The sequence below is a fragment of the Microbacterium algihabitans genome, assembly GCF_032464975.1.
GTDB classification, from domain to species: domain Bacteria; phylum Actinomycetota; class Actinomycetes; order Actinomycetales; family Microbacteriaceae; genus Microbacterium; species Microbacterium algihabitans.
Map to the genome: position 1 here is coordinate 81,995 of NZ_JAWDIU010000008.1, position 25,191 is coordinate 107,185.

At 66.2% G+C, this 25,191-nt stretch carries 26 protein-coding genes; 16 read left to right on the top strand and 10 right to left on the bottom strand.

The window, feature by feature from the left end; genetic code table 11:
* The first annotated feature begins 237 nt into the window (after positions 1–237).
* The 8 genes from RWH43_RS17175 (at position 238) to RWH43_RS17210 (ending at position 5,391) form a co-directional block, all read left to right on the top strand.
* Positions 238–444, top strand: coding sequence for a hypothetical protein (locus RWH43_RS17175; protein WP_316002090.1), 207 nt, complete (start codon positions 238–240; stop codon positions 442–444).
* Positions 445–473: 29 nt separating this feature from the next.
* Positions 474–734, top strand: coding sequence for a hypothetical protein (locus RWH43_RS17180; protein ID WP_316002091.1), 261 nt, complete (start codon positions 474–476; stop codon positions 732–734).
* On the top strand, positions 731–961 hold the full coding sequence (nrdH, locus tag RWH43_RS17185) for a glutaredoxin-like protein NrdH (protein ID WP_316002092.1): 231 nt from the start codon (positions 731–733) through the stop codon (positions 959–961). Before RWH43_RS17180 ends, nrdH begins: the two co-directional genes overlap by 4 nt.
* Positions 958–1,671: a single-stranded DNA-binding protein gene (locus RWH43_RS17190; protein ID WP_316002093.1), complete on the top strand. Its 714-nt coding sequence runs from the start codon at positions 958–960 to the stop codon at positions 1,669–1,671. The genes nrdH and RWH43_RS17190 overlap by 4 nt, the downstream gene beginning before the upstream one ends.
* 542 nt (positions 1,672–2,213) lie before the next feature.
* Positions 2,214–2,459, top strand: a complete 246-nt coding sequence (locus RWH43_RS17195) for a hypothetical protein (RefSeq protein ID WP_316002094.1) — start codon at positions 2,214–2,216, stop codon at positions 2,457–2,459.
* Positions 2,460–2,471: 12 nt separating this feature from the next.
* A complete protein-coding gene (locus RWH43_RS17200; RefSeq protein ID WP_316002095.1) occupies positions 2,472–3,143 on the top strand; it encodes a hypothetical protein in 672 nt (223 codons plus the stop codon).
* 293 nt (positions 3,144–3,436) lie between these two features.
* Positions 3,437–4,837 (top strand): ParB/RepB/Spo0J family partition protein, encoded by a 1,401-nt coding sequence (locus RWH43_RS17205; RefSeq protein WP_316002096.1) that lies wholly within the window; start codon positions 3,437–3,439, stop codon positions 4,835–4,837.
* A gap of 128 nt (positions 4,838–4,965) precedes the next feature.
* A complete protein-coding gene (locus RWH43_RS17210) occupies positions 4,966–5,391 on the top strand; it encodes a hypothetical protein (protein ID WP_316002097.1) in 426 nt (141 codons plus the stop codon).
* 99 nt (positions 5,392–5,490) lie between these two features.
* Here the strand turns inward: RWH43_RS17210 and RWH43_RS17215 are convergent, their stop codons facing one another.
* The 5 genes from RWH43_RS17215 to RWH43_RS17235 all read right to left on the bottom strand — a co-directional run bounded on the left by RWH43_RS17215 (position 5,491) and on the right by RWH43_RS17235 (position 9,018).
* On the bottom strand, positions 5,491–5,739 hold the full coding sequence (locus RWH43_RS17215) for a hypothetical protein (protein WP_316002098.1): 249 nt from the start codon (positions 5,737–5,739) through the stop codon (positions 5,491–5,493).
* Between the two features lie 48 nt (positions 5,740–5,787).
* Positions 5,788–6,528 carry a toll/interleukin-1 receptor domain-containing protein gene (locus RWH43_RS17220; protein ID WP_316002147.1) on the bottom strand — a complete coding sequence of 247 codons (741 nt, stop codon included), beginning with the start codon at positions 6,526–6,528 and terminating at the stop codon, positions 5,788–5,790.
* 200 nt (positions 6,529–6,728) lie between these two features.
* The gene (locus tag RWH43_RS17225; protein WP_316002099.1) at positions 6,729–7,418 is read right to left on the bottom strand and encodes an SDR family oxidoreductase; all 690 of its coding nucleotides are present in this window, start codon (positions 7,416–7,418) and stop codon (positions 6,729–6,731) included.
* A gap of 11 nt (positions 7,419–7,429) precedes the next feature.
* A complete protein-coding gene (locus RWH43_RS17230) occupies positions 7,430–7,966 on the bottom strand; it encodes a flavodoxin (RefSeq protein WP_316002100.1) in 537 nt (178 codons plus the stop codon).
* Between the two features lie 197 nt (positions 7,967–8,163).
* Positions 8,164–9,018, bottom strand: coding sequence for an aldo/keto reductase (locus RWH43_RS17235; RefSeq protein ID WP_316002101.1), 855 nt, complete (start codon positions 9,016–9,018; stop codon positions 8,164–8,166).
* On the opposite strand from RWH43_RS17235, the gene RWH43_RS17240 reads away from it, so the two are divergent.
* Together RWH43_RS17240 and RWH43_RS17245 are read left to right on the top strand one after the other, a co-directional pair.
* On the top strand, positions 9,017–10,054 hold the full coding sequence (locus RWH43_RS17240; RefSeq protein ID WP_316002102.1) for a helix-turn-helix domain-containing protein: 1,038 nt from the start codon (positions 9,017–9,019) through the stop codon (positions 10,052–10,054). The genes RWH43_RS17235 and RWH43_RS17240 overlap by 2 nt on opposite strands.
* Positions 10,055–10,148: 94 nt before the next feature.
* Positions 10,149–11,135 carry an aldo/keto reductase gene (locus tag RWH43_RS17245; RefSeq protein WP_316002103.1) on the top strand — a complete coding sequence of 329 codons (987 nt, stop codon included), beginning with the start codon at positions 10,149–10,151 and terminating at the stop codon, positions 11,133–11,135.
* Positions 11,136–11,259: 124 nt separating this feature from the next.
* Here the strand turns inward: RWH43_RS17245 and RWH43_RS17250 are convergent, their stop codons facing one another.
* The 4 genes from RWH43_RS17250 to RWH43_RS17265 form a co-directional block, all read right to left on the bottom strand.
* Positions 11,260–11,823, bottom strand: a complete 564-nt coding sequence (locus RWH43_RS17250) for a hypothetical protein (protein ID WP_316002104.1) — start codon at positions 11,821–11,823, stop codon at positions 11,260–11,262.
* A 10-nt stretch (positions 11,824–11,833) separates the two neighbouring features.
* Positions 11,834–12,964, bottom strand: coding sequence for a hypothetical protein (locus RWH43_RS17255; protein WP_316002105.1), 1,131 nt, complete (start codon positions 12,962–12,964; stop codon positions 11,834–11,836).
* Between the two features lie 227 nt (positions 12,965–13,191).
* Positions 13,192–13,812 carry a class I SAM-dependent methyltransferase gene (locus RWH43_RS17260; protein WP_316002106.1) on the bottom strand — a complete coding sequence of 207 codons (621 nt, stop codon included), beginning with the start codon at positions 13,810–13,812 and terminating at the stop codon, positions 13,192–13,194.
* On the bottom strand, positions 13,809–14,450 hold the full coding sequence (locus RWH43_RS17265; RefSeq protein ID WP_316002107.1) for a TetR/AcrR family transcriptional regulator: 642 nt from the start codon (positions 14,448–14,450) through the stop codon (positions 13,809–13,811). Before RWH43_RS17265 ends, RWH43_RS17260 begins: the two co-directional genes overlap by 4 nt.
* Positions 14,451–14,520: 70 nt before the next feature.
* Here RWH43_RS17265 and RWH43_RS17270 point away from each other — a divergent pair, with 70 nt between their 5' ends.
* From RWH43_RS17270 to RWH43_RS17295, 6 genes are all read left to right on the top strand, one after another.
* Positions 14,521–16,002 (top strand): MDR family MFS transporter, encoded by a 1,482-nt coding sequence (locus tag RWH43_RS17270; protein ID WP_316002108.1) that lies wholly within the window; start codon positions 14,521–14,523, stop codon positions 16,000–16,002.
* Positions 15,999–16,940 (top strand): NAD(P)/FAD-dependent oxidoreductase, encoded by a 942-nt coding sequence (locus RWH43_RS17275; RefSeq protein ID WP_316002109.1) that lies wholly within the window; start codon positions 15,999–16,001, stop codon positions 16,938–16,940. The genes RWH43_RS17270 and RWH43_RS17275 overlap by 4 nt, the downstream gene beginning before the upstream one ends.
* Positions 16,937–17,572 carry a DsbA family oxidoreductase gene (locus tag RWH43_RS17280; RefSeq protein WP_316002110.1) on the top strand — a complete coding sequence of 212 codons (636 nt, stop codon included), beginning with the start codon at positions 16,937–16,939 and terminating at the stop codon, positions 17,570–17,572. The genes RWH43_RS17275 and RWH43_RS17280 overlap by 4 nt, the downstream gene beginning before the upstream one ends.
* A 633-nt stretch (positions 17,573–18,205) precedes the next feature.
* Positions 18,206–18,808: a recombinase family protein gene (locus tag RWH43_RS17285; RefSeq protein WP_316002148.1), complete on the top strand. Its 603-nt coding sequence runs from the start codon at positions 18,206–18,208 to the stop codon at positions 18,806–18,808.
* A gap of 6 nt (positions 18,809–18,814) precedes the next feature.
* Positions 18,815–20,209 carry a TnsB C-terminal domain-containing protein gene (locus RWH43_RS17290; RefSeq protein WP_316002111.1) on the top strand — a complete coding sequence of 465 codons (1,395 nt, stop codon included), beginning with the start codon at positions 18,815–18,817 and terminating at the stop codon, positions 20,207–20,209.
* Positions 20,206–21,018, top strand: a complete 813-nt coding sequence (locus RWH43_RS17295) for an AAA family ATPase (protein WP_316002112.1) — start codon at positions 20,206–20,208, stop codon at positions 21,016–21,018. Before RWH43_RS17290 ends, RWH43_RS17295 begins: the two co-directional genes overlap by 4 nt.
* Positions 21,019–21,625: 607 nt before the next feature.
* Here the strand turns inward: RWH43_RS17295 and RWH43_RS17300 are convergent.
* Positions 21,626–25,096, bottom strand: a complete 3,471-nt coding sequence (locus tag RWH43_RS17300; RefSeq protein ID WP_316002113.1) for an RHS repeat-associated core domain-containing protein — start codon at positions 25,094–25,096, stop codon at positions 21,626–21,628.
* Positions 25,097–25,191: the final 95 nt, after the last annotated feature.

Here is a 25,191-nt window from a genome sequence, read left to right on the forward strand (position 1 = left end):
CTTTTTGCCGTGAAGCCTGCGGCAGCTCGTCCGCTTCGCTCCCTCGTAGCTACCTGCGGGGTCCGTGCAAGTGGCTGCGCCACCGAGTCCTCCGAGACTTACGGCACGCGGTCGCTGCGCTCCCATATTTCGCGCCAAAACTCTCTCCCCCCTCGCCCTGGGGGTTGCACTGCGCCCTCCGGTTGCTCAGGCGAAGAACCGCCTTCACGGAAAAAAAACGATGAGGAGGAGAGAGAAATGCACCAGCAGATCACGACCGTCAGCACCTTCGTTCCGGCCACCACGGCTGAGGACCGGCAGTACCAGGGCCGCAAGATCGCCGAGCGCACCGAGGACCTGGAAGCCCACGCCCGCACCGGTTGGGCACTCGCGCACGCCGCCACGATCCCCGGCCCCGAGGGGGTCATGTTCGTGGACACCCTCACCCGCACCACCGAGCAGTAACCCGCACCACCCATCGAGGAGGAGACGCCATGCCCGACACCACCCACACCAACCGGACGCCGGATCGGCCGACCTTCCTCGATGCGGTGGCCGAGTTCGCCCTCGTGTTCTCCCGCCCGGACACCGCCGCAGATATGGCGACGCGCCTTAGCTGCCGAGAAGTCGACGCGCTGGCCGAGATGCTGCGCGCATGCGGGCAGGTCGAGGCGGCGGAGATGTGGATGGAAGAACACGCCACCGACGATGACGAGGGCGACGCGCACCACACTGAGAGAGGATCGGAGCAATGAGCCTCATCGTCTACTCGAAGCCGTCGTGCGTGCAGTGCACGGCGACCTACCGCGCGCTCGACGCGAAGGGCATCGAGTACACCGTCGTGGACCTCACCACCAACCCCGCAGCGCTCGAATACGTCATGGACGAGCTGGGATACTCCGCCGCTCCCGTCGTCGTGGCAAGCGATCAAGACCACTGGTCAGGGTTTCGCCCCGACCTCATCGACAAGCACGCCGCATGAACGAGCACGACACCACCAGCGACGACTACCGAGCCGGATACACCGACCGACAAGGGGAAGTGGACCGCCTGGAGAACGACGCCGACCGGTTCTACCGCGCCGCCTACGGCGAGGAACGCCGCATCCCCGGACACTACGTCACCCGCGCCGAGCTCGAGCAGCGGCGATGGCTGTCAGAGCCGCCGGTGGAAATCACCCGCCGCGACGCGCTCGCATCCTGGGGCCTGGACGTTCTTGAGGATGACGCTGCACCAACCCCCGAGGCCGATCCGAGGACCGGCATCCCGTCGACGTCGACGGGGAGAACGAACCGCACGAGCAGGAGACGACAGATGAGCACCAGGACCATCACCGGCAACCTCGCCGTCGACCCCGAGGCCGTGCAGGCGGGTCGCGTGCAGATCGTGAAGCTACGCGTGATCGAGAACACCGGCGAGTACCGCGCGGGGGAGTGGACCCCGCACGACGCCCCCACAACGCATTTCGTGGAAGCAAAGTTCGAACTCGGCGAGCACGTGCTCGCGTCGCTGCACAAGGGTGACGCCGTGATCGTCGTCGGATACGAGCGCACCGTGACCTGGGGCGAAGGGGAAGACCGCCGCCACGGCCGCGTCCTCGAAGCCGACGCAATCGGCCCCGACCTCTCCCGCGCGACCGCCGTCGTCACCCGCTCACAGCGGGCGCCGCGCCGCGGCGCCGCCGCCGAGTAACCCGTCAGGGCGAAGCGCGGGCGACTAGCTCTCGTCGCGTTCGACCTCGAGCACGTAGAGGATCACGTGATCCTCCGGCATCGAGGCCCGCACCTCTGCGATCGCCGCGTCGCCGGATACCGCGCTGCTGCGAACCACCGTCGCCGTCGCCGCGTCACGTGTTCGATGCGCCAGTTCTTACATCCGGCGATCATCGCACCCGCCACCGACACCGCCCACGCGAACCGGCGCGGTCGTGGGGCCGGCGCCGCCTGCCCGTGAGGGGCGACCCCTCACACTCCCCGGCATCCCGTCCCGGGAGGCGAGCTGCGCTCGCGCGGCGGCGACGGAGCGCCACCGGGCGGAGCCGCTGCGCGGCCCGTTCCCTGGTTTTCTTTACCTCTCCGCGGTCTCAACCTATTTCGCTCCAACGGCTACGTGCCACCGATTCCGGACGCGCCCTACGGGCTTATTTCGCCCGGAATCGGCGTCACTCCGCCGCCTCCACTCAAACGGTCATTCCCGCCGGAGAGGCAAAGAAAAACGATCAGCCAGGAGCAGTCATGTCCACCACCCTTGAAGCGATCCTCCGCGACCAGATGGTCACGTTTCTCGTCAGCAAGAACATCGTGTGCCCGCGCACCGGGGCCGCGCTCGACGCTCGGACGTGCGTCGTTCTCACCGACCGCGACGGCGATCCCGCGGCCGTCGTTTCGCACGAGGGCTGGGAGCAGATCACCGGGGACCCCGACACCCTCGCCCGCCTCGCGAAGCACGGCCTGACCGTCGATTCGACCACCGTCCGCTGACAGGAGCGCGCCATGACCACCATCGACACCGGCCGCGCGACCGCGGCGCAGCTCGCGCTCATCCTCGACACCCGCCGTGCGGAGTCCGGCGATGACGCCGCGGCCACTGACGCCGAGATCCTCGCGCACGTGCGCAACACCCTCACCCTGCCCGGCGAAGGCGCACCGGGCGGGCATCCCGTCACCGACGACGGCACCGAATACGCCGCCGCGCTCATCGCGTTCCTTACCCCCGCGCCGACCGCTGACGCCCTGCTCGCCGCAATTGAACAGCTGCAACAACAGGTGTGGGCCGCGGCCCCGGTCCTCATGGTCGTCACCGTGACCGATGACGGGGAGACGTACCGCGCGCTGCGCTGCCCCGTCTGCGACCAGCTCGTCACCGACTCTTACGGCGACCTTTACGCCGTGGACGTCTCGACCAGGTGGAACATCGCGGAAACGGACGACGATCACCGCCAGATGAGCGTCAGCCACGGGGATCACGACTACGGCAGCACCCTGTACTACCTGCACACGACAGGCCAGCCGCACGCCGTCGTCCCGCCCGAGGACTGGACCGAGAGCTGGACCTGCTCCAGCGGGGGAGGGGCCGGCCTACGGGCCGGCCACGAGGGGCGACCCCCTCGCGCTCCCCGGTGTTCCGCCTGCGGCGGGGCGCGAGCTCCGCCCGCGCAGCGGTGACGGAGCACCGCCCGGCAGGAGCCGCTACGCGGCCCGGTTCCCCGTTTTCTTCACCTCTCCGCGGTTTCAACCTACTTCGCTCCATCGGCTACGTGCCGTCTTTCTCGGACGCGGTCGCAAGCTCCCTTATTTCGCCCGAGAAAGACGTCACTCCGCCGCCTCCACTCAGTTGGTTTCCACTCGCCGGAGAGGCAAAGAAAAACGATCTGGAAGACGACAAAAGCCCCGTAGTAGGTGAAGTACCACGGGACCCGTCGCCTTCATGGTCGCACACCGATCAAGGAGAAATCATCGTGAGCATTACCACCGGAACTGGGACCATCGAGCACATCGACCCGACCACCCTCGTCATCGAAGCGAACGTGCGCACCAGCGCCCCCGTGACGAAGGATTTCATCGCGTCGATCCGCGAGAACGGCGTCATCACCCCGATCCTCGCCCGCCGCGACGACCACGGAAACGTCATCGTCCGCGCCGGTCAGCGTCGCACTCTCGCCGCCCGCGAGGCCGAAGTGTCGACCGTCCCCGTCTATGTCGTGGAGGGCGACGACACCACCGCAGACCGGATCATTCAGCAGATCATCGAAAACGACCAGCGCGCCGACCTCAGCACCGCGGATCGCACCGCCGCGTGGGCGCAGCTGGCGTTCGAGGGCATCAGCGCCGCGCAGATCGCCAAGCGCACCGGCACCAAGACCGACGCGGTGAAGAAGGGCCTCGCCGTCGCGGAGTCCGCCACGGTCACGTCCGCTCTGCACGAGCATGCGCTGACGCTTGACCAGGCGGCGGTCCTGTTGGAGTTCGAGGACGACGCCGACGCCCGCGCGCACCTGATCGAGGTCGCCACCACCGACCCGACCCAGTTCGACTACACCGCACAGAGTCTCCGCGACGACGCCGCGGAAAAGGCCCGCCTCGCCGCCGTCGAGCAGGAGCAGATCGCGCGCGGGTTCCAAGTGCTTACCCGTGGCGAGGCGTACGGGGAGGAAAGCCCGTGGGTGAGCCTCCGCAAGCTCCACACCGCGGACGGCGCACAGGTCACCGCCGAGCACATCGCCACCTTCCCGGTGCGCGGCGCGCTCATCGACACCAACTGGCGCGGCGACATCGACGTGACCTACTTCGTCCAGAAGCCCACCGATGCGGGCTTCACCTACGCCTGGGGCGCACCCGGCACCCCCGCCGAGCCGCTGACCGCGGAGCAGATCGAGGAAGAGCGCGTCGAGAAGTCCGCCGAGCGCAAGGCGCTCATCGCCAACAACAAGGCGTGGACCGCCGCCGAGACGGTGCGCCGCGAATGGATCGCGACGTTCCTGTCCCGCAAGACCCTGCCGAAGGACGCTGACCGAGTGATCGCGCTGGGCCTGACCGCTCACCGGTTCTCGGTGTCGTCCGCGATGTCGGGCGGCAACGACCTCGCGCACACGTTCCTCGGCGTCGAGCGGCCATCCGGCTACCGCACGGACGCCTTGGCCGCGCTGGTGGAGGCGAACCCCGGCAAGGCGCGCCTGGTGGTCCTGGCGGTCGTTCTCGCCGGGGCTGAGTCGAGCACCAGCAAGGAATCGTGGCGCCGCGGCGACGAGCGCGCCGCCGCGTTCTTCCGCCAGCTCGCCGCGTGGGGATACGCCCTCTCCCCGGTCGAGCAGATCGTCACCGGCGACACCACCCCCGCCGAAGCCGCGGGACTCGCCTAACCAACCGGACGGGGACCGGCTCACACCGGTCCCCATCACCCGCGGCATCACCCCGCCGCATCACCCCATTTCTTCACCCTCTCGCATCACCCCAAAGGGTGATGCCTGCCGCACAGGAAGGCTCACCCATGACCACCACCACCACGACACCCGCGGTCGAAGTCGACGTGTGGGGACACACCGCGGCGCTGGGCGAGGCGGGAGCCGCCGTCGACGCCGCCACGGCATCCGGCGACCCGGGCGCGATCGCCGCGGCCGCGCACGCGCTCATCGTCGCCGCGGCCGCGCACGGCTGGCCCACCGCGACCGCCTTGGTGTTCACGTACAAGAGGACCGGTCCCGTCGCTCACCTGTGGGGGCTGTGGCGCGTGGTCGACGTCCACGGGCGCGTGCTGCGCGAATGGGAGGACGAACCCGGCGACATGACCGACGAGCCCGAGGAAGAGCTCGTCGCTCTCGACCTCATCACGAACCGCGCCGCGACGCTGCACGCCACGGACTACGGCACGCCCACCGGCGCCGCGGCGACCGTGCTGCACACGCTCACGCTCTGAGCATGGCGGCGGGCCGACCCTGATCGGGCCGGCCCGCACGAGGGGGAGACCCCCTCGACCCCCCAGCCACGAGCGAGCAGATCCGCGCTCGAGCGGGGATTAGCTGCGAGGACGCGGCTTGAACTTCTTTCCGGCGCGGATGTTCACGTTCTCGATCACGCCGACGACCGCGAGCCCGGCGGCAACGAGCAGGATCAGCGCCCACCCGAGGACGTTGAGCCACGTCCCGTTGAATACCGCATAGGCCTGTTCCGCGGCGATAGCGAAGAGCACGAACGACGCCCCAAACCAGACCATGCCGTTGGAGATGAGCGCTGTTTGCGCCAACTTCGTCCGAGGCTTAGACATGCGCCCACCATTCCACCGGAGCGCGGACCCGTCCAAGGGCTTGCAGAACTACCGCCCTCCCGAAATTCCAGCCAGCTCGTCCGCTTCTTCGTCCGTGACGACCCCTACGAGTTCTGCGATTTTCTCGATGATGCTCTCCATCGATTCCTCCGCAGTGCTAAATCCGCCGCGCGACGCAAGTGTGGGAGTGACCTGGTCCAGTTCCTCGAAAGTCGTGCCATGCATGATCGGCACCAGAAGGCTCCGGCGCAGGAGCGCGCTGAGCTCGTTGCTCGCGATGCTCCGATCTGTCCCCAACTTCTCGAGCATTGCCGGCGTCACGAGGACGATCCCCATACGCGAGCTGACGAGTCCCCTGTCGATCGCGGCACGCATGTCGGTGCCCGGCCGCAGGCTTACTTCGCTGAACCAAACCGATAGATCCCGATCGAGCATCAGCTCATGAACGTCCCTTGCAGCCTCCAGGCGGTCAGGCCAGGCGTGGCAGAGAAACACGTCGTTCTGCTGAACTGTCCGCGCGAGAGTCGCCGTCCGAACGGGTTGGAGATCCCGGACCTGCTGCGGCGTGTAGGAGACGCTGGAGCCAGTCGGCTGCCATGAAGGTCGCGTGCTGGTACCGCTACTGCGCGAAGGGGTGGTGCGCCGTTGCGCCGGCGCCGGCGCAGAGTAGGACGGATACGAGCGAGGGGTCGAGTAGGCGTAGCCGTAACCACCGCCGCGCCCATGAACGGGGCAATTCGCTCCGCCGCCTCGGGTGTGGCCGTTGATAGGTGCAGTGCACTGGGGCATGTCGCAGATCTCATCGGCCACCTCCGACAGATCACCTACATGCGCGGGACGTTTGTCGCCCCATTCGCGAGACTGACCGCGTGAAGTTGGGTTCCGATGATGACGCCGACACAGCCGATCGGTGCGCGTTTACCTTTCGACGGTAGCGGCCCGGTCGAGTTCGGCGACGACCAGTGCCGGCTCTTGCTCGAGCGGCAGATTCACCTGGTCGTGGACCCCGTCGAGTGCTCCTGCTGGGTCTGGGTCCAGGGAGGCGAAGAGGGGGCTGAGGTCGTCCTGCTCGGGGCCGCGCTCGTCGAACAGCTCGAAGGTGCGGTTCTCGGCGGCGGGATCGGTGAGGATGCGACGAGGACGCGGGCGAGTTGGTCGCGGGCGATCGCACCGTCGACGGGAGAGCCGCTGCGGCGGGTGTCGCCCTGCAACATCAGGATGCGGCGCTCGTTCCCGTCGTTGTAGTCGAACCAGCCGGGCCGGACGATCGTGTACCGGTTGCCGCTGGCGCGGACGAGCCGCTCTCCGCGGCGCTTCCATTCGGAGCTGGGGTGGCGCACGGTGACCCCGATGGTCGTCATCAGCGCGATGCGCACCGGGCGGCCGTTCAGGGCGCGGAGGACGTTGCGGACGGCGCCGTAGTTCACGGCCTCCGCCTGGTTGATGTCGCCATGGGTGAAGATCACCGCGTCGATTCCTTCGACCGCCTCTGCGAGGGTCGCTGCGTCGGTGAGGTCCCCAACGACGGCCTCCGCGCGGGAGTCCACGTTCTTCGCCCGAGACGAGGTGCGCACGAGCGCGCGGGCGCGGTGCCCCGCGTTTAGAGAGGCGGTGACGACGTGGCGGCCGACGCTGCCGGTCGCCCCCACGAGGAGGACCGTGAGGGTGAGGTTGGTCATGAGGGTGCCTTTCAAGCCAGGCCGGACGCGGTGAGCCACTGGTCGACGTCGGGGGCGCCCTCGGCGACGTCCTCGCCGCGGACGGCGAGTCCATCACCGAGCTGCGCTCCGGTGCCAAGGCCTTCGTAGAAGGAGGCGGTGGAGTCCAAGCCGCTGACGGCGTAGGTGACGAAGGGGAGTAGCGTCCTCCCGGCGAGGTCGACACCCTCGGCGAAGGTCGCGAGGATCATCGGCGGCCGCACGTTCCAGATCGGGCTTCCCAGCAGCACCGTGTCGTAGCCGGTGAGGTCGGGGAGGGGATTCGCGATCTCGGGGCGGGCGTTCGAGTTCTGTTCCTGCACGTTGCGCGCCACGGTGGGGTCGTAACGGTCGGAGTATGGGTCGGCGGCTTCGATGCGGTAGACGTCGCACTCGATGCGGTCGCTGATCAGACCAGCGAGGACCTCGGTGTTGCCGACGTCCAGAGTGCGGCGGCCGCCGTTCCAGTAGTTCTCGCCCGGGCGGGAGAAGTAGGCGAGCAGGACTCGGCTGCGAGGGGTGGGAGTCATGGAGGATCCTGTCGAGCGCGAAGGAGTCGACGTCGGCGCGGCACCGCTCGGCGAGGGAGCCGAGGGTGCGGTCCCGGGACCGGCTTCGCTGTTAGGGGTGGTGCAGGCGGCCAGCAGCCCGGCCGCGGCGGCGCTGATCGCGCCGGCCGCGGCGGTTCGCAGGAGCTGCCTGCGGGTGGGCTGGGGGACGGGCATGCTTACGCTTCGGCGCGGCCGGTGAGCCAGCGGACCATGTCGGGGTCGACGTGGGAGAAGAACTGCGACTCGCCCGCTTCGAGCTCGGCGATCTTTGCCATCTGCTCGTCGGTGAGCTCGAAGTCGAGGACGTCGAGGTTCTGCTGCATGCGCTCGAGCTTGACGGACTTGGACACGACGACGACGCCGCGCTGGACGAGCCAGCGGAGCACGACCTGGGCGACGGACTTGCCGTGCGCGTCGCCGATTTCGGTCAGGACCGGGTTGGTGAACAGGTCGTTCTTGCCCTCGGCGAACGGTGCCCACGCCTCGAGTTGCACGCCCTCTGCGTGCAGCAGCTCCTGGTAGTCGACCTGCTGGTGGAAGGGGTTCGTCTCCATCTGGTTCACCGCGGGCACGACGTCGGCGAAGGCGATGAGGTCCACGAGGCGGTCGGAGGCGAAGTTGGAGACACCGATCGCGCGGAGTCGGCCGTCCTTGTGGGCCTGCTCGAGGGCACGCCACTCGCCGTAGTAGTCGCCGAACGGCTGGTGGATCAGGTACAGGTCGAGGTAGTCCAGGCCGAGCTTCTGCAGGGACGTGGTGATCGCTTCGCGGGCACCCTCCTCGCCGCGGCGCTGGATCCACAGCTTCGAGGTAATGAACAGCTCCTCGCGGGGCACGCCGCTAGCGGCGATGCCGCGGCCCACCGCTTCCTCGTTGCCGTAGGAGGCTGCGGTGTCGATGAGGCGATAGCCGGCCTTGATCGCGTCGCTGACAGCCTGCTCCGTCTCCTCAGCCGGGATCTGGAACACGCCGAAGCCGAGTTGCGGCATCTCAGCGCCGGTGTTCAGGGTGACGGTGGGGATGGTGCTCATGAGCGTTCCTTCCAAGAAGCGGATCGGCTGCGGTTCTGCCGGTGACCCCATCCAACAGAGCTTCCTTCGCGCGGAACAGGCAGCGGCGTTTGGTGTACTGCCAGTACCTGTCTGGTTGTGCCGGCTCCGATCTACGCTTGCCGATATGGACACCGGAACCGAGGCGAGCGACTTCCTCCGCACCCGTCGCGACCGCATCACCCCCGAAGCGGCCGGCCTCACCGCCTCCGCGACGGGCCGGCGGGTGAAGGGCCTGCGCCGTGAGGAAGTCGCTACCCTCGCCGGGGTCAGCGCGGAGTACTACAACCGGATGGAACGTGGGAAGCTCGCCGGTGTCTCCGAGTCCGTTCTCTACGCCGTCGCGCGAGCGTTGCAGCTGGACGACTCCGAAGAGCAGCACCTGTTCGACCTCGCCCGCGCGGCGAACGCCGAGCACGCCCTGACCCGCCCCGCACCCAAGCGCACCCCCGCGAAAGTCCGTGCCAGCAACCGGGTGCAGCGCATCCTCGACGGGATGAGCGGGTTGCCCGCGTACGCCCGCAACGGCCGAACCGACATCATTGCGATGAACCAGCTCGGCGCAGCGCTCATGCCGGGCCTGGTCCCGAACGGGAACGAGCCGGCGAATCTCGCCCGGTATGTCTTCCTCGACCCGTCGTCGCAGGAGTTCTACGGCGATTGGGAGCGCGTCGCCCGCGACATGGTTTCCGCGTTTCGTATCGAGGCTGGCCGTACCCCGTTCAACCGGTCGCTCACCGACCTCATCGGTGAGCTGAGCACCCGCAGCGACCCGTTCCGCACCTGGTGGGCCTCCCACAACGTGCGCCTGCACACCAGCGCGACAAAGACACTACACAACCCCACGGTCGGCGAGGTCGAGGTCACCGGGGAAGCGCTCACCCTCGCTAGCGAACCGGACATCACGATCATCACTTACGTCACGGAACCCGCCTCCGTGTCGGAAGAACGTCTCCGCGTCCTCGCCAGCTGGACCGCCAGCACCACCCCGACCACGGCACCCAACCCGACCCAGTGACAGCGGCGGGCTCACCCCGCTCGCGTCGCTCCCCCCGCTCGACACCTCAGCCGTCCCGGCTGTCGTCGTCGTGCCCATCGAAAGGATTCACGCCATGAAGTACACCCGCCTCGGTAACTCCGGTCTAAAGGTCAGCCGCATCGCGCTTGGCTGCATGAGCTTCGGGGACCCCGCCAGCAGCCACCTCCCGTGGTCGCTCCCGAAGGATGACGCGTTGCCGTTCTTCCGGCAGGCGCTTGAGCTCGGCATCACGTTCTGGGACACCGCGAACGTGTACTCCTACGGTGACTCCGAGCGCATCGTCGGTGAGGCGTTGCGCCAGTTCACCCACCGCGACGAGATCGTTCTCGCCACCAAGGCCCACTTCGGGGACACCCCGGGCAGCGGTCCGGGGCTGCGGGTGGCCGGCCTGTCCCGGAAGGCGATCATGCAGCAGATCGACGCGTCCCTGACCCGCCTCGGCACCGACTACGTGGACCTGTACCAGATCCACCGCTTCGACCCGGAGACCCCCATTGAGGAGACGATGGAAGCCCTGCACGACGTGGTGAAGGCCGGCAAGGCCCGCTACATCGGCGCGTCCGCGATGTGGACGTGGCAGTTCGCCAACATGCAGCACGCAGCCGACCTGCACGGCTGGACCCGCTTCGTCTCCATGCAGGACCAGTACTCGCTGCTCTACCGCGAAGAAGAGCGGGAGATGTTCGGCTTGCTCGCTGATCAGGGCGTCGGCAGCATTCCCTACAGCCCCCTCGCAAAGGGTCGCGTCGCCCGGCCCGCCGGAGAGCAGACCCAGCGCTCATCCGATGACCCGGTGGGCAACAATTTCTTCGCCGACACTGAACGTGACCGCCCCGTCATCAACGCCGTGCAGAAGATCGCCGAGGCGCGGGACGCGTCGATGGCGCAGATCGCGATGGCCTGGGTGCTCAACAATCCCGTCGTCAGCGCACCGATCATCGGCGCGACGAAGCCCCACCACCTCGACGACGCGGCCGCCGCTGTCGACATCGACCTCACCTCGGAAGAGGTCACCGCGCTCGAAGAGCACTACACTGTCCGCGCCGCCGGCGGCTTCTGAACGTCACGTTGCACCATCCCCACGAAGCGGCCCGACCTGCGCGAATGCGCGGCCGGGCCGCTTCGTTTGCGTGGTCCGCCTGTCTAGTCGCGGCGCCTCGCCGCTGGCATCAGAGCCGACGGAGCTAGCTAGGAGCGAGGTAGTTGTACGCGGTGCGGAATCGCACGAGAACATCGCCGAGATTGAGCAGCATGTGAACCGCTAGCCACACGTAGACCGGTGTCCACCACCACGACACGACTTGCGGTGAGTCGAGCACCTTCGGGTCGGGGTTCAGCGGCTCTGTGAATGCGGCTCCCAGGGCGAGGGTAATCACCAACGCCAACGCAACGAAGATTGTGTAGGTCACGATGGCGCGCAGGTCCTTGATGACCTCAGACAGGCCATGTGCGTTCTGTAGGGCCTTCTCGTCCTTGCGCAGTGTGACGGCGGTGTTGAAGATCAACGTCAGCAGGCCAAACAGCAGCGCCGTGAACACGGACATGGACGTCAGGAACGGGGTGACTGTCCCGAGGCGCACGTGCACAAACAGGAACACCACGGCTGGCACGGTCGGCGTGAAGTAGAGCCGGATGATGGCACGGGTGCGGTCGGAGATGAGCGCGCTCGTTCGGGTGCCGCTCCACGTCTGCTCGTAGTCGTGCAGCATCATTCGCATCTGCCGCGGAACGATGTGAATCACAGTCACCTTCGACCTCCTACGACGACAACAACCAACCATCGGGCAGCGTCACTCCGAGCCGCCCCAGGAACGCTTCCACCTGAGCTTCCCACAGGCGTTGCAACTCGATGTCGGTCAGGCGCCCCTGCAACGGGTAGACCAGCTGAGGAAGCCGATCGCTCTCCACCACAAAATTCTTTTGCGGGATCGTGTCCCCGAACGACACCTCGAGCCGCTTGCTCTCCAGCTCAGAGCGATCCACCGGAACCAGCGCTTGCAGCTGCTCGAGAAGCTCCTGCGGCGCACTGGTCCCGCGAAGCGCCTCCAGCTCGAGCAGCTGCGCAGACAGCTCCTCGCTATCCGCGACGGTGAAGGCAGCGCGAGGCGCCGCCTTCCACCCCTTCTTTTGCTGGCCCTTCCTGGTGACGTCCCCCCAAATGCTCCGCCGCGACTCCAACGGAGCCACCTGCGCAAGCAGCCGGTACTCAGCGTGGCGTCGGTCAAGCGCGTCGAACAGCAAATCCTTCACATCGCCAGTCATCCGTGACAGCACGGGGCCTTCCGCTGCAACCCGAACGGACAAATCCTCGTCAAGGGTGGAAGCGTCCTCCTTCGTCGCGCTCATGTTCAGCAATTCCGTCACGCGGAGAACCTGCTGGCCGGCGAGCTCCTTCCGCCAGTCATCGGTCTCCGCGTACGCCTCCACACGGATCGCGACGTCGAGGGCCTTCGCGACGGGCAAGATGACGCGCTTGTAGATGAGATCCTTCAAGTGGCGGCCGCCGACACGTTCGACGAAGAGAAAGCCGAAGTAGGAACCCTCGGGGATGTAGAAACCGCCACGGAGCTCGCTCAGGAGTGCCGTGTTCAGTCCCGTCTCCACCTCATTGCCCGTGTCGATGTCGTACGCCTCACCAGGGTTACCAACTGGCCCCCTCCGCATCCACAGCAGCGTGCTCCGGCCAAACGGATTGTTCCGCTTGAGACGGAACCCCTCCGCAAGGATCTCATTGTGGTGGAAGCCGTCTCCGATTGTCTTCAGCTCGTCGCTGATCTTCGCGAGCAGGTCCACGTGATCCTGGCCGACGTCGTTGAGTCGGTAGAGCTGGCGCGGGCGATGCGGAGGCGCAACCCGAATCAGGTACGGCAGATAGGCGTAGGCAGTCATCCTGGACTTTCGGGAGAGGTGGGCAATGAGGCCCGGAAAACGGCCCACAATCGATGTTCACATCTTGCAGTTGTTCTACACCTTGTGAGCAGCGGCGCTTCGTATCGTGCTTGTAGCCGTGTTTCATGTCGGGGCACCTTCAATGCTCTGGCGCTCCTTCTCGGCCGCTAATCGTTCCCGGTGTCGACGCGGAGAACTTCACCCATCGCCGCCGCTGTAGTGATAGATCAGATTTTCTCGATGCAGGCGATCACGTCATGCAGGGTCGTACTGTGGCCACTGCTGACAGCCACGGTCCGTTCGCGGACCTCGGCGGTGCGCACTACCCATCGCCCTGGGGTGAAAAGCGCTCGGATCTGCTCCGGCTGAGTGACAGCGTTCTCCGGGTGCGCCTGGCCGCGACCATGCCGGTGGTCGTCGTCTTGGTGGCCGACGATGAGCAGGGTGCCGCCGGGTGCGACCCATTGGGAGATGCGCTCATAGAACGCGTGTTGAGATGTGTTCGGGTGGGCGTAGAAGGTGGTCACAAGGTCGAATTGCTCGTCGGGTGCCCACGTGATGAGGTCGGCTTCGACCCACGCCACCGAGCCCGCATTTGCGTCGAGGCTCGGTTGTGCGGTGGCGCTGGTCAAGGCGTGAGCGGAGATGTCGACGGCCGTGACCTCCCACCCCTGCTTGGCCAGCCACAGAGCTTCCGCGCCTTCTCCGCTGCCGGCGTCCAGCGCGGTACCGGGGTGCAGCCGGGCGATTTCGGTCTCGAGAGCGGGATGCGCCGGCAGACTTCGCGCTGTCCCAACTCGCTGGCCCCAGTGACCTTCCCAGTACGCCTTGTCGAAGTCGTGGCTCATCGAGTGCTCCCTCCGTTGGCTCGACCAATCGCCGCTCGAACCTGCTGGTAGACCTCATTCAACGGTGGCGGAGCCGACGTCGGGCCGTGGTCAGCACGGCGCACCCATTCGTCGAACGTGAGCCGCATGCCGAGCGCGAAACTCTCTGCAACCGCGCGCGCGTCCAAGGCGTCCGAGACGGGCCGGCTGCTGAGAGCGGTCGCGATCTGCTCGGTGAGCCGGGCGTCGCGTTCCAGCCCTGCCGCGAGGAGCGGCGCATTGTCCCGCATGAGCCGCCGTACCCGCAGGAATCGATCGCGACCTTCCGGGTCAGCGTCGAACACCTCCGTCATCGATTCCCACTCAGTCTCGAGGTCGCGTAGCGGACGGGCGGCGGACACCTGTTGCGCGGCGTCGATGAGTTCCGATTCCAGGCCGGCGTCGTCGACGAGCACTGCGGCTTCCTTGGAGGCGCAGTGCCGGAAGAACGTCGTCCGGGAGATGCCGGCAGCACCGGCGATGTCATCGATCGTGGTCGCAGCGAACCCGTTCCGTTCGAACAGCTCAACCGCGGTGGCGGCGATCGTCCGCGCGAGTTCGCGTCGGCGCCGTTCGCGGAGATCAGGTGCGGGAGCCGGAGTTGGGGAAGGCGGATTCATGGTGCTACGTTAGCACTCAATCCGTACTCGGTACTTAGTGCCGAGTACACACTTCGTACCGAGGAGCCGTATGACTGTCACATCCGCGCACACCGTCCCACCTCCCGCTTCCCCTGGGTTGCGAACGGGACCCGCGATCTCGCTGTTGCTCGTCTCGGCGTTCGTGGTCGTGCTGAACGAGACCGCGATGGGGGTCTCGATCCCGCACATCATGGAGGCCTTTGGCGTCTCGGCCGCCTCTGCGCAGTGGCTCACGACGGCGTTCATGCTGACGATGGCGGTGGTCATCCCGATCACTGGCGTGCTCTTGCAGCGCTACCCCTTGCGGCGGAACTTCTTCACTGCGATGAGCCTTTTCACGGTGGGCACCACCATCGCTGCGTTCGCTCCCACGTTTGAGCTACTGCTCGTGGCACGGGTCGTGCAGGCCCTGGGCACGTCGATCATGCTGCCGCTGCTATTCACCACGGTGATGCAGCTCGTCGCTCCAGAGCGCCGCGGCCGCACGATGGGCCTGGTCACCATCGTGACTGCCGCCGCTCCCGCGCTCGGCCCGACTGTGTCCGGTGTGATCGTGTCGTCGTTGGGGTGGCGGTGGGTGTTCCTCATCGTGCTCCCGGTCGCCGTGCTCGCAATTGTCGCTGGCGCCGTCTGGTTGCGAAATGTCACCCCGACCATGCCCGCCCGGTTCGACGTGCTCTCCGTGCTGCTGTCCGCGGTCGGGTTCTCGGGGCTGATCTACGGACTCGCCAGCATCGGGGAGCAGGCCGCGCACCAGGGAGGGCTCCCGCCCTGGACCCCGATCACGGCTGGCATCCTGGCCCTCACCGGCCTCGTCGCGCGCCAGCTCGCCCTGAGGAACACTGACCGGGTACTGCTTGATGTCCGCGTGTTCACCGGACGCCTGTTCACCATGTCGACGATCACGGTCGTGGTGGTGTCCATCGCGGTGTTCGGGTCCCTGATCTTGCTGCCGCTCTACATCCAGCAGGTCCTAAGCGAACCCGCATACGTCGCCGGTCTCATGCTCCTGCCCGGCGGCATCCTCTCCGGCGTGCTCGCCCCGTTCGTCGGCATGGCCTACGACAAGGTCGGACCCCGAGCCATTGTTCTCCCGGGGTCGGTCATCGTGACCGGGGCGATGTTCGCGTTCTCCACCCTCAGCGCCGACACACCGGTGTGGCTGGTGATCGCCATGCACATGCTGCTCAGCATCGGCACGGCTCTGATGATGACGCCGCTGATGACCACCGCGCTCGGCGCCGTCGCACCGAAGTCGTACCCGCACGCCAGCGCGATCGTGAACACCCTCCAGCAGGTTGCCGGCGCCGCCGGCACCGCACTGTTCATCACCCTGTTCACCGTCGCCGTCTCCGCTGACAGCGGCGGGCACCCCCTCGAGGCCCTTGCCGGTGGCGTCGGTACCGCCTTCGGCGTGGGCGCTCTGATCAGCGCCGTCGGCATCGTTCTGGCCGTCTTCCTCCGCAAGCCACCTACCACCTCCCACGACTCCACGCAGCCGGCCGGCACAGGAAGCGAGATCTCCGCATGACCACACGTGACGCCGAGATCGTCGTCCTCGGCGGCGGGTCCGCCGGCTTGAGCGCCGCACTCACCCTCGCCCGAGCCCGCCGCCGAGTCGTCGTCATCGACAGCGGCGAGCCCCGCAACGCGCCCGCTGAGGGCGCGCACGGCCTCCTCGGACAGGAAGGCGTCAACCCGATCGCTTTGCTTCGGAAAGGAATCGAGGAGGTCACCTTGTATGGCGGAGAGATCATCCATGGCCGTGTCACCGAGGCTCGTCCCGACGGTGGCGGGTTCCGCATTGTCACCGACACCGGCACTGACGTGTCGGCGCGCGCCGTGCTGATTGCCACCGGAACCCGGGACCAGCTGCCCGACGTTCCCGGGTTGCAGGAACGGTGGGGGCGCGACGTGATCCATTGCCCCTACTGCCACGGCTGGGAGATCCGGGATCGGCGGGTCGGTGTCCTCGCCACCGGACCGATGTCTGCCCTGCAAGCGCTGATGTTCAACCAATGGACCGGCGACGTGCAGTTCTTCCCGCAGGGGCTGGACTACAGCGACCATGATCTCGCGAAGCTCACTGCCGTCGGCATCCGAGTGGAGACCCGAACGATCGTGCGTGTCGAAGCCCAGGACGATCGACTCACCGGTGTGCACCTCGCGGACGGCTCCACCGTGACACTGGACGCGCTCGTCGTGCCCACCGCCACGCAAGCACGCCTCGATGGCCTCGATGGTCTCGGTATCGCGATCACAGAGTCGCCGGCCGGCACCGCCATCGCGGTCGACCCGGCCGGGCACACGAACGTATCCGGCGTGTGGGCGGCCGGGAACGTCGCCAACCCCGCCACCCAGGTCAGCGAAGCCGCCGCGAACGGTGCTCGCGTCGCGATGACCATGAACACCGAACTGGTCTTCCTGGATGCCGACCGCGCCGTGGCGGAGATGGAGAACACCCGATGACCGCTTCCATCCCGATCCGCATCGACGTGTGGTCCGACGTGCAATGCATCTGGTGCTACATCTCCAGCGCCCGCCTCCGCACCGCGATCGCCAGGCACCCCGGTCCCGTCGAGATCGTCCACCACTCGTTCCAGCTCAGCCCAGAAGCACCGATCGAGATCGATCGGGACGCTCAGATACGCAGTCACAACATGGGTTCCGAGCGGATGCAGCAGATCATGAAGCAGTTGCGGCAGCTCACCGCCGAGGAAGGGCTCCCGTACGACCCGGACCGCACCCAGCCCACCAACTCACACCAAGCGCTCGAACTCCTCCACCACGCAGGAACCCTCGGCAAACGCGCTGAACTCACGCAGCGGCTCTTCGAGGCGTACTTCGTCGAGGGTCGCCACATCGGACACACCGACGAACTCCTCGTAATGGCCGAAGAAACCGGACTCGATCGTTCCGCTGCATCGGCCGCCCTCACTGAGCAGCACCACGTCGCCGACGTCGACGCGGACATCCGCCAGGCTCATCAGCTCGGCGTGCGCGGCGTGCCATTCTACGTCATCAACAACACCTACGGCCTCTCCGGGGCGCAGCCCGTGGAACAGTTCACCGCCGCCTTCAGTCAGGTCAGCGGGCGATGACCGGACCGGATGGAGACGCGATTGCCGAAGCGGCGAACGCGGATCAGTGCGAGAACGGCATCTGTGCGATCTCAGCCGACACTGACGCGAGTGCAATCGCACCCGCGGTGACGCTCGTCGACCTCACGCAAATCCTGCCGCGCTCCAGATGACAGTCCAGACGACTCCGGGCGCAGCTTTGGGGACCTGAACGGCGGGGAACACGCGGTCTCGCGAAACGAGGAGCAATGCGCTCAAGGACCGACGCTCGATCGCGAGCGTCGGTCCTTGTCCTCGAGGTCGTGTCCGCGGTCGAAGTCCGCAAGGGACGGCGCGTATGCACCACGGTGACTGACCGTGATCGCGGCGCAACACAGTGCTGTCATGGAGCGGGCGATCTGGATCTGTCCTGGTCTGTGAGCGTAAGCGTGTGGGCATTGTGTTCCACATTCGTGGGAGCAGCGCTAACCGGGGGCAATGATTCGTCTCGTGGAGACGTATCGAGCATATGCATCGTAAACCTCCGATTTTGCTACAACGATTCACTATCGTAAACAGGTGCCGCTCGGGACGGCGTTTCTTGTAGCGAAACTCAGTCCGGGAATCTATGTACCGCCACTACCCCCGCTGGCCGAGTTTCGCTACGTTCACCTCATGGGTCACCTCCTCGGGTACGCGCGCGTGTCTACCACCGACCAGGACGCGTCATTGCAGACCGACGCACTCAACGCTGCCGGCTGCTACCGCGTCTTCGTCGACACCATGTCCGGGTCGCTGCAACACCGACCCCAGCTCGACAAACTTCTCGACCAGCTCCGCCCCGGCGACACCCTCGTCGTCTGGCGACTCGACCGACTCGGCCGATCCATCCGGCACCTCATCGACCAGCTGCACGCACTCGCCGAGCGCGGCATCGGGTTCCGGTCGCTGCAGGAGACCATCGACACCACCTCACCCGGTGGCCGGCTCGTGTTCCACGTCTTCGCCGCTCTGGCGGAGTTCGAACGGGACCTCATTAAGGAACGCACCAACGCTGGCCTTGCCGCCGCCCGCGCCCGCGGACGGACCGGCGGCCGCCCGTCTCGGCTCTCCGCGGACCAGATGCGCACCGCACGACGGCTCTACGAACAGCAGGACATGACCGTCGCGCAGATCGGCGATGTCCTCGGCGTCAGCCGCACCACCATCTACCGGACGCTCGCGAAGCACGCCGAACCCGTCGCCCGGCGACGTGCAAAGCCCTCACCAACGATGTAGCCGGTCATGGATGCGAGCGAGCGGTGGCGGATCCTTCGACTGCACGTCGAGGACGCCATCCCGCTCGCCACCCTCGCCCGTACCACGGGAATCACCGAGCGCACCCTGCAACGCTGGCTCGCCCGCTACCGGACCGGCGGGTACGTCTCCCTCGCCGACAGCATCCGCGCCGACCGTGGCGTCCGACGCACAGCGCCGGAGCTCGTCCGCCTGATCGAAGGTCTCGCGCTCACTAGGCCGCGACCGTCGATCGCCACCATCCACCGTCAGGTTGGCGTCCACTGCGCTGAACGGGGACTGCCGTCGCCGTCGTACTCCGTCCTCCGATCGATCGTGAACGGGCTCGATCCGGGGGTGGTGACGCTCGCGCTCGAGGGGCCGGCGTCATACCGGGACAAGCACGAATTGCTGCTCCGTCGTCGCGCGGACTGTCCCAATGCGATCTGGCAGGCGGACCACACGATGTTGGACCTGCTCATCGGCGGCCCCGACGGCAAGCCCGCACGGCCATGGTTGACCGTGATTCTGGATGACTACTCCCGCGCGATCTGCGGGTACATGGTGTTCCTCGGCGCCCCATCCGCGGCGAACACCGCGCTCGCGCTCCGGCACGCCATCTGGCACAAGCCGGAACCGGACTGGCCCGTCTGCGGAATCCCGGACGTGCTCTACACGGACCACGGGTCCGACTTCACCAGCCACCGCCTCGGCGACACCGCCGCCGTGCTGCACCTCCGCATCATCCACTCGCAGGTCGCCCGGCCGCAGGGACGAGGGAAGATCGAACGGTTCTTCGGCACGATCAACACCGAACTGCTCCCAACACTCCCCGGCCACCTCACACCCGGATCCTCGGCGCCGACGCCGGCATTGGATCTCGGCGGCATCGACAGCGCCATCAACACGTTCATCCGCCGCTACAACGCCCGCACCCACCGCGAGCTCCGGAAGAGCCCACTGCAAGCGTGGATCGCAGACGGATGGCTGCCACGGCTCCCGGAGTCCCTTGAACAGCTCGACGGGTTCCTGCTCACCGTCCCCACGACGCGGGTCGTGCAGCGAGACGGCATCCACTTCGAGGGCCTCCGCTACACAGCGACCACTCTCGCGCCGTTCGTCGGTAGCACCGTGAGCGTCCGGTACGACCCACGCGACGTCACCGAGATCCGCGTCTTCGACCGCGACGCGTTCCTCTGCACCGTGATCAGCACCGAGCACCAGACCGAGACGATCAGCCTCAAGCAGATTCAAGCCGCCAGGAACGCTCAGCGCCGGGCTTTACGCGGGCAAATCCGCGAACGTATAGCGATCGTCAATCCCAAACTCGACGACGCCACCACACCGGCAGCCGTCGAGCCGGATCGGCCGCGACTGAAGACCTACCAGGAGGACCGGTTATGACGAGCCAGTTCATCATCACCAAGGAGCACCGCCGGTTCGCGGAGTTCGCCGACGCAGTCCGGAAGCAGAACACCATCGGCGTCTGCTTTGGGCCAGCCGGCGTCGGCAAGACCCTCTCAGCCCGCCGCTACGCGCACTGGGACAGCATCGGCCCGTTCATCGCCAGGTGGGCCGCACGGAGTGAAGACGACGCCAAGATCTACGCCGCAGCCCATCGCGCCCGGACCGTTTTCTACACGCCGGAGGTCTCCGCGACGATGCGCGCCCTGCAAGAGGACCTCCTGCACGACATGATCCGGACCGAACGCTGCATAGAGGAGCACCTCGTCCTCCACGGCGGCCACATCGACCACGCGCACGGCCCCAACCCGTCACTGCTCGAGCTGATCATCATTGACGAGTCTGAACGCCTCACCGGCAACGCGATCGAGTGGCTGCGTGACCAGTACGATCGCACCGGCATCGCGATGATCCTCATCGGCATGCCCGGCATCGAGAAGCAGTTCACCCACTACCCGCAGCTCTACAGTCGCCTCGGGTTCGCCCACCAGTACCGTCCGCTCGGCCACGACGAGCTGCTGTTCGTCCTCGAACGTCAATGGCGAAAGCTAGGCAAGACACTCGATCCCGACGACTTCACCGACGCGCAAGCCATCGCCGCCGTCGAACGCATCACCCGCGGCAACTTCCGCCTCCTCGAACGCCTCCTCCCACAGATCCAACGCGTCCTGAAGATCAACGAACTCGACGTCATCACCAACGACGTCGTCGAAGCCGCCCGCAGCACCCTCGTCATCGGCACCACCTGACCCGACACGGACCGCAGCGAAAACGACGACAGAAAGCAAAGCTGCTCACAATGCAGAGGGGCGGTCACAGCGCAGGAGTCTCACAAGCCGATCCCCTACCGGGACGCATCCTCTAGCCTGCAACAGCAGGCGCAAGGCCGGCACAGGGAGACTCAAGTCTCCCGCTGCACAATTCCCACCGACCACCGTCAAACGCGCGCCCTGGGCTTGCAGCCGATGACGTAGCCATTAACAGCACCGGCTCCCGCAAGTGGTCGAGCATCACAACAGCTTTGGCCCACCCCGAGGAGGGGCGGGCCAACGCTGTTGTGATAGTGACGGGGCGCCCATCACATGACTAGCCGCGCCCGCCTCGTCTGATTCGACGCTGATGCCTCACGAAGCTTAGGCCCAGTGTCACTCACCATTGCTTCGATTGTTTCGACGCAAGAAACGCTGTGTCGAGAAAAGATATAGAGCGATTGATATCAGCGTGACGCCGAACACATATGGGAGCCAGCTCCCCTCCCCATGGGTGGATAAAACTATGCCGAAAACAGTGTTTGCAATTCCAACGAGAAAAATTACAACTGAGGGGACATAAGCAAACCTGTTTGAACGTTTTCCATCATTCACCAAAGAAAGCCTCCCGACAGCCCAAGTAAGTACCGTAAGCCGTAAGAGCCAGCAGGCCGATCTGCGCAGCGGTCAAGAAGCCTCCCGCAAGGCCGTACCAGAAACCAACAGGCCCCCCTGCCGGAGCGGCAAGAATAGCCGCGGTTGTTGCCGTGATGGTCTTAGCGATTCCGTAAGCCTCCGTGAGAAGACTGATGACACCCCCCACGCATAGAGCTTGGGACAAGGTCGCAAGACCGGACGGATCAATTCCATTGATTGGGTTACAAGCCGCATAGGCGTAAGGATTATCCTCTTGTCCGCTGGGGTCCATCTGGGTAAATCTGGCTTGGCTAGCGTCGTAGTAGCGGGCGCCGAACTTGTAGAACCCGCCGCCGACGCTGAGCTCGCCGATATAGCGAAGCTGGTTGTTGGTGACGGCGGTGTTACCGCCGGTGAAGCGGGCTTCACCGTCCGGGCTGTAGCTGTACCCGCCGCGATACACCCCCTCGCCGTCGAAGACGCCTACAACGGAGCCGAGGTGATCGGTGACGTAGTAGAAGCGCGAGTCATCGATGTCTTTGTAACCCAGGGCAGCCCCTTCGGCGGTTCGCGTGTAGGTGTGTTCGGTGGTGGAGCCATCAGTGCGGCGCATGAGCCCGAGCGCGCCGTTATCGAAGGAGAGACCGGTGCTGACGCCGTAGCGTTCGGTGTTGCCGGTGGCGAAGTTGGTCTGCTGGGCGGTGCCCAGGAACCGGACTTGGCTACGGACGCCGTAGCTGGAGGTGAAGCCGGATCCGTCACGGGTTTGATTGCCCGCGGCGTCGTACGTCCAGGTCGAAGAGTCCCCCGTTGCCGCGGTGAGCTGGTTGGCGGCGTTGTAGGTGAACGTCTTGTTCCCGGTGATGCCGGTGGAGCCCGTGCGGGTGATCTTGGTGCGGTTACCGTTCGCGTCGAACGTGTACGCCCACGACGCCGACGCCGCCGACCCGTTCTTCTCCTCCACCTTCTTCAGCCGGTTGCGAGAGTCGTACGTGTACGTGGTGACTGCTCCGGCGGTGATGCCCTGCTCCGCGTAGGAGGTGCGGGTTTGCACGTTGCCGCGGTCATCACCGGTGCTGGGGGCGGCGTAGCTGTAGCCGATGTCGACGACAGTGGTGCCGGCCCAGGTCTTTGCGGTGATGCGGCTGGGGCGCCCACCGACGTCGCGGACGGTCTCGATGGTGGCGTTGCCGGGGAGGATGCGCTTGGTTTCGGCGCCGTTGTCGTCGTACTCGAAGCGAATGCACCCGGAGTTGTCCCGCATGGGCTCGGGGCAGATATTGCCGCCGCCCTGCTGCACCAGAGTCAGCTGGTTCGCTGCGTCATAGAACAGGCGGTAGCTGTCTTCTGCGTAGATGTTGACGTAGGGACCGGGCGGATTTGCGCCGCTGTACGAGGTCAGGTTGCCGACCTTGTCGTACTTATAGTTCATCTCTACGCCCGACCGAGGGCCGGTCTCCCGGGTCAGGCGGCCCTGCTGGTCGTACTCAGAGGTTTTCACGCCGCCGGCAGAATCAGTGCGGGATTTCTCAAGCCCGTTGTCGTAGTAGACCGTCGAAACGTTCGCGCCGTTGTCGTACGTAGTGAGCACGATCCGGTCGCGCACGTCGTACTGGTACGCCGTGGTGTAGCCGGTGCCGTCGGTGACATACGTCAGCCGGCCCAGAGCGTCGTAGGTGTAAGACGTCTCCCCCATCGGGGCCGGCGGGGTGACCTTCGCGAGGTCGCCCTTAGCGTTGTAGGTGTAGCTGGTCACGTTGCCGTTACCATCCTTGGTCGTGCACACCTGCCCGCCGTACCCACCACAGGTGCCGTACGTCTTCTCAAACTCGACGACGGGGGTGCTGCCGGAGGTGTCGGTCTGCTTGGTGGGGTTACCGGCACTGTCGTATTCGTACTGCTTCTTGTTCCCCGCATCGTCGGTGGAGCACTTCGGCTGGAACGCCGTACCGGTGTTGGGGGCGGAGCAGTTCGTGCCGATGGCGTACTGCGCGGACGCGGCGGCCCCTGTGGGGAGCTGCGCGGCGGTGCGGTTGTTGGACCCGTCGTAGGTGTACGTCGTGACACCAGTCCCTAGGGCGTCAGTGGCCGTGCTGATGTCATTGTTTGCCGTCCACTTCTGCGAACGGATACGTCCAAGCGCGTCGGTGGCGGACGACACCTTCCCGGACGGGTCGATTGCGTAGGTGGAGGCGTTGCCCTTCGCGTCGGTGACGACGGTCTGACCCGATGTGTAGGCGAAGGTGGTGTCGATACCCGGCTGCTGGGACACCTTGGTCACCCGGTGAGACGAGTCGTACGTGAACGTCACCGTCGTGGTCGCACCCGCCGCCCCCGCAACGGGAATCACCATGGTGGAGATTCGGCCGGTGGAGTCGTACGTGTACGTCGTCACCTTCCCGTCCGTGGAGGTGACCGTCTTGAGCCGGTTGTTGGAGTCGTAGGTGTACCCCACCTCACGCCCGGCGGAGTCGCGCACCTTGCTGATCGTGGTCGACGTCGACGACGCCCGATCCAAGAAGATCGCGCGGCCGTTTGCATGCGCGACCTGCGTGACCTTGCCGGAAGCGTAGGTGTAGGTCTCCCCCACCCCGTTGCGATCGAACGTACGGGTGAGGAACCCGGAGGTGTTGAAGCGGAGCTCGTCACCGCTCTGGTTCTGCGTCAGCACGAACCGCGACGTCGTGGAAGAAGTGTTCTCCTTCAACGTCATATTGCTGCCCGCTGGGGAGGTGTAGCTCGACCCGGACTTGGTGAAGCGCAGCTTGAGCCCATTGGGGCCGAAGAAGTCGGCGTAGGTGGAGGTGGCGGTGATGCCGAGGTCGTTCTCGGCGTTGTTGGTCTGCCATCCCCCGCCGAGGGAGCCGGCGACGGTGGAGAGGCCGTTGTAGAACCGGTCGTGCCGCAGCCCATACCCCGGCACCCGCACCACCAGGTCGTTCGCCTTCAGCAGCAGATTGCCATTGGCGAGGTTCACCTGCGCGGTGGTGTCCGTAGACAACTCGAAGTCCTGGAACGCAAACCACGGCAACTCCCCCAGCCCAGGAGCTCCCGCGACCGTGCCGGCCGGGGCACGGTTCGCCGCCCCCTGCCTCCCACCGGGAGTCAGCCGCGTGTTCGGCAGCGGCGCCCACGCCTGATCCGGTGCGTTGGAGTCCTCCGGGACCGCCGTGTCATCCGCCTCCTCGGTCGGTGCCCACACCGTCTCCGGCGTTGGCACCGGGTCCCCCGGCGGCAACTCCTCCGGAGCAGCTTCCTCAGGCGTCGCCTCACGATCCTCCAGCGATGTCCCGGGGATCTCCGGCGCAGCCTGGTCCGTGCTCGGCGTCGTCTCCGACGACAAATTGTCGGGCTTGTCGGCGTACGCCGGGGTGACAGTGACGAGCGGAATGACGACAATCGCGGTTGCGAGCACACCAAGTAATGCCTTCGAAGGGCGCACAATCTCTCCTGGTCAGTGACATACCAAGATGAGTGAGCCGGCGTTCCGGGTAGACCACCGATCGGGGTGCCCCATCATCCACACGGATAGAACCA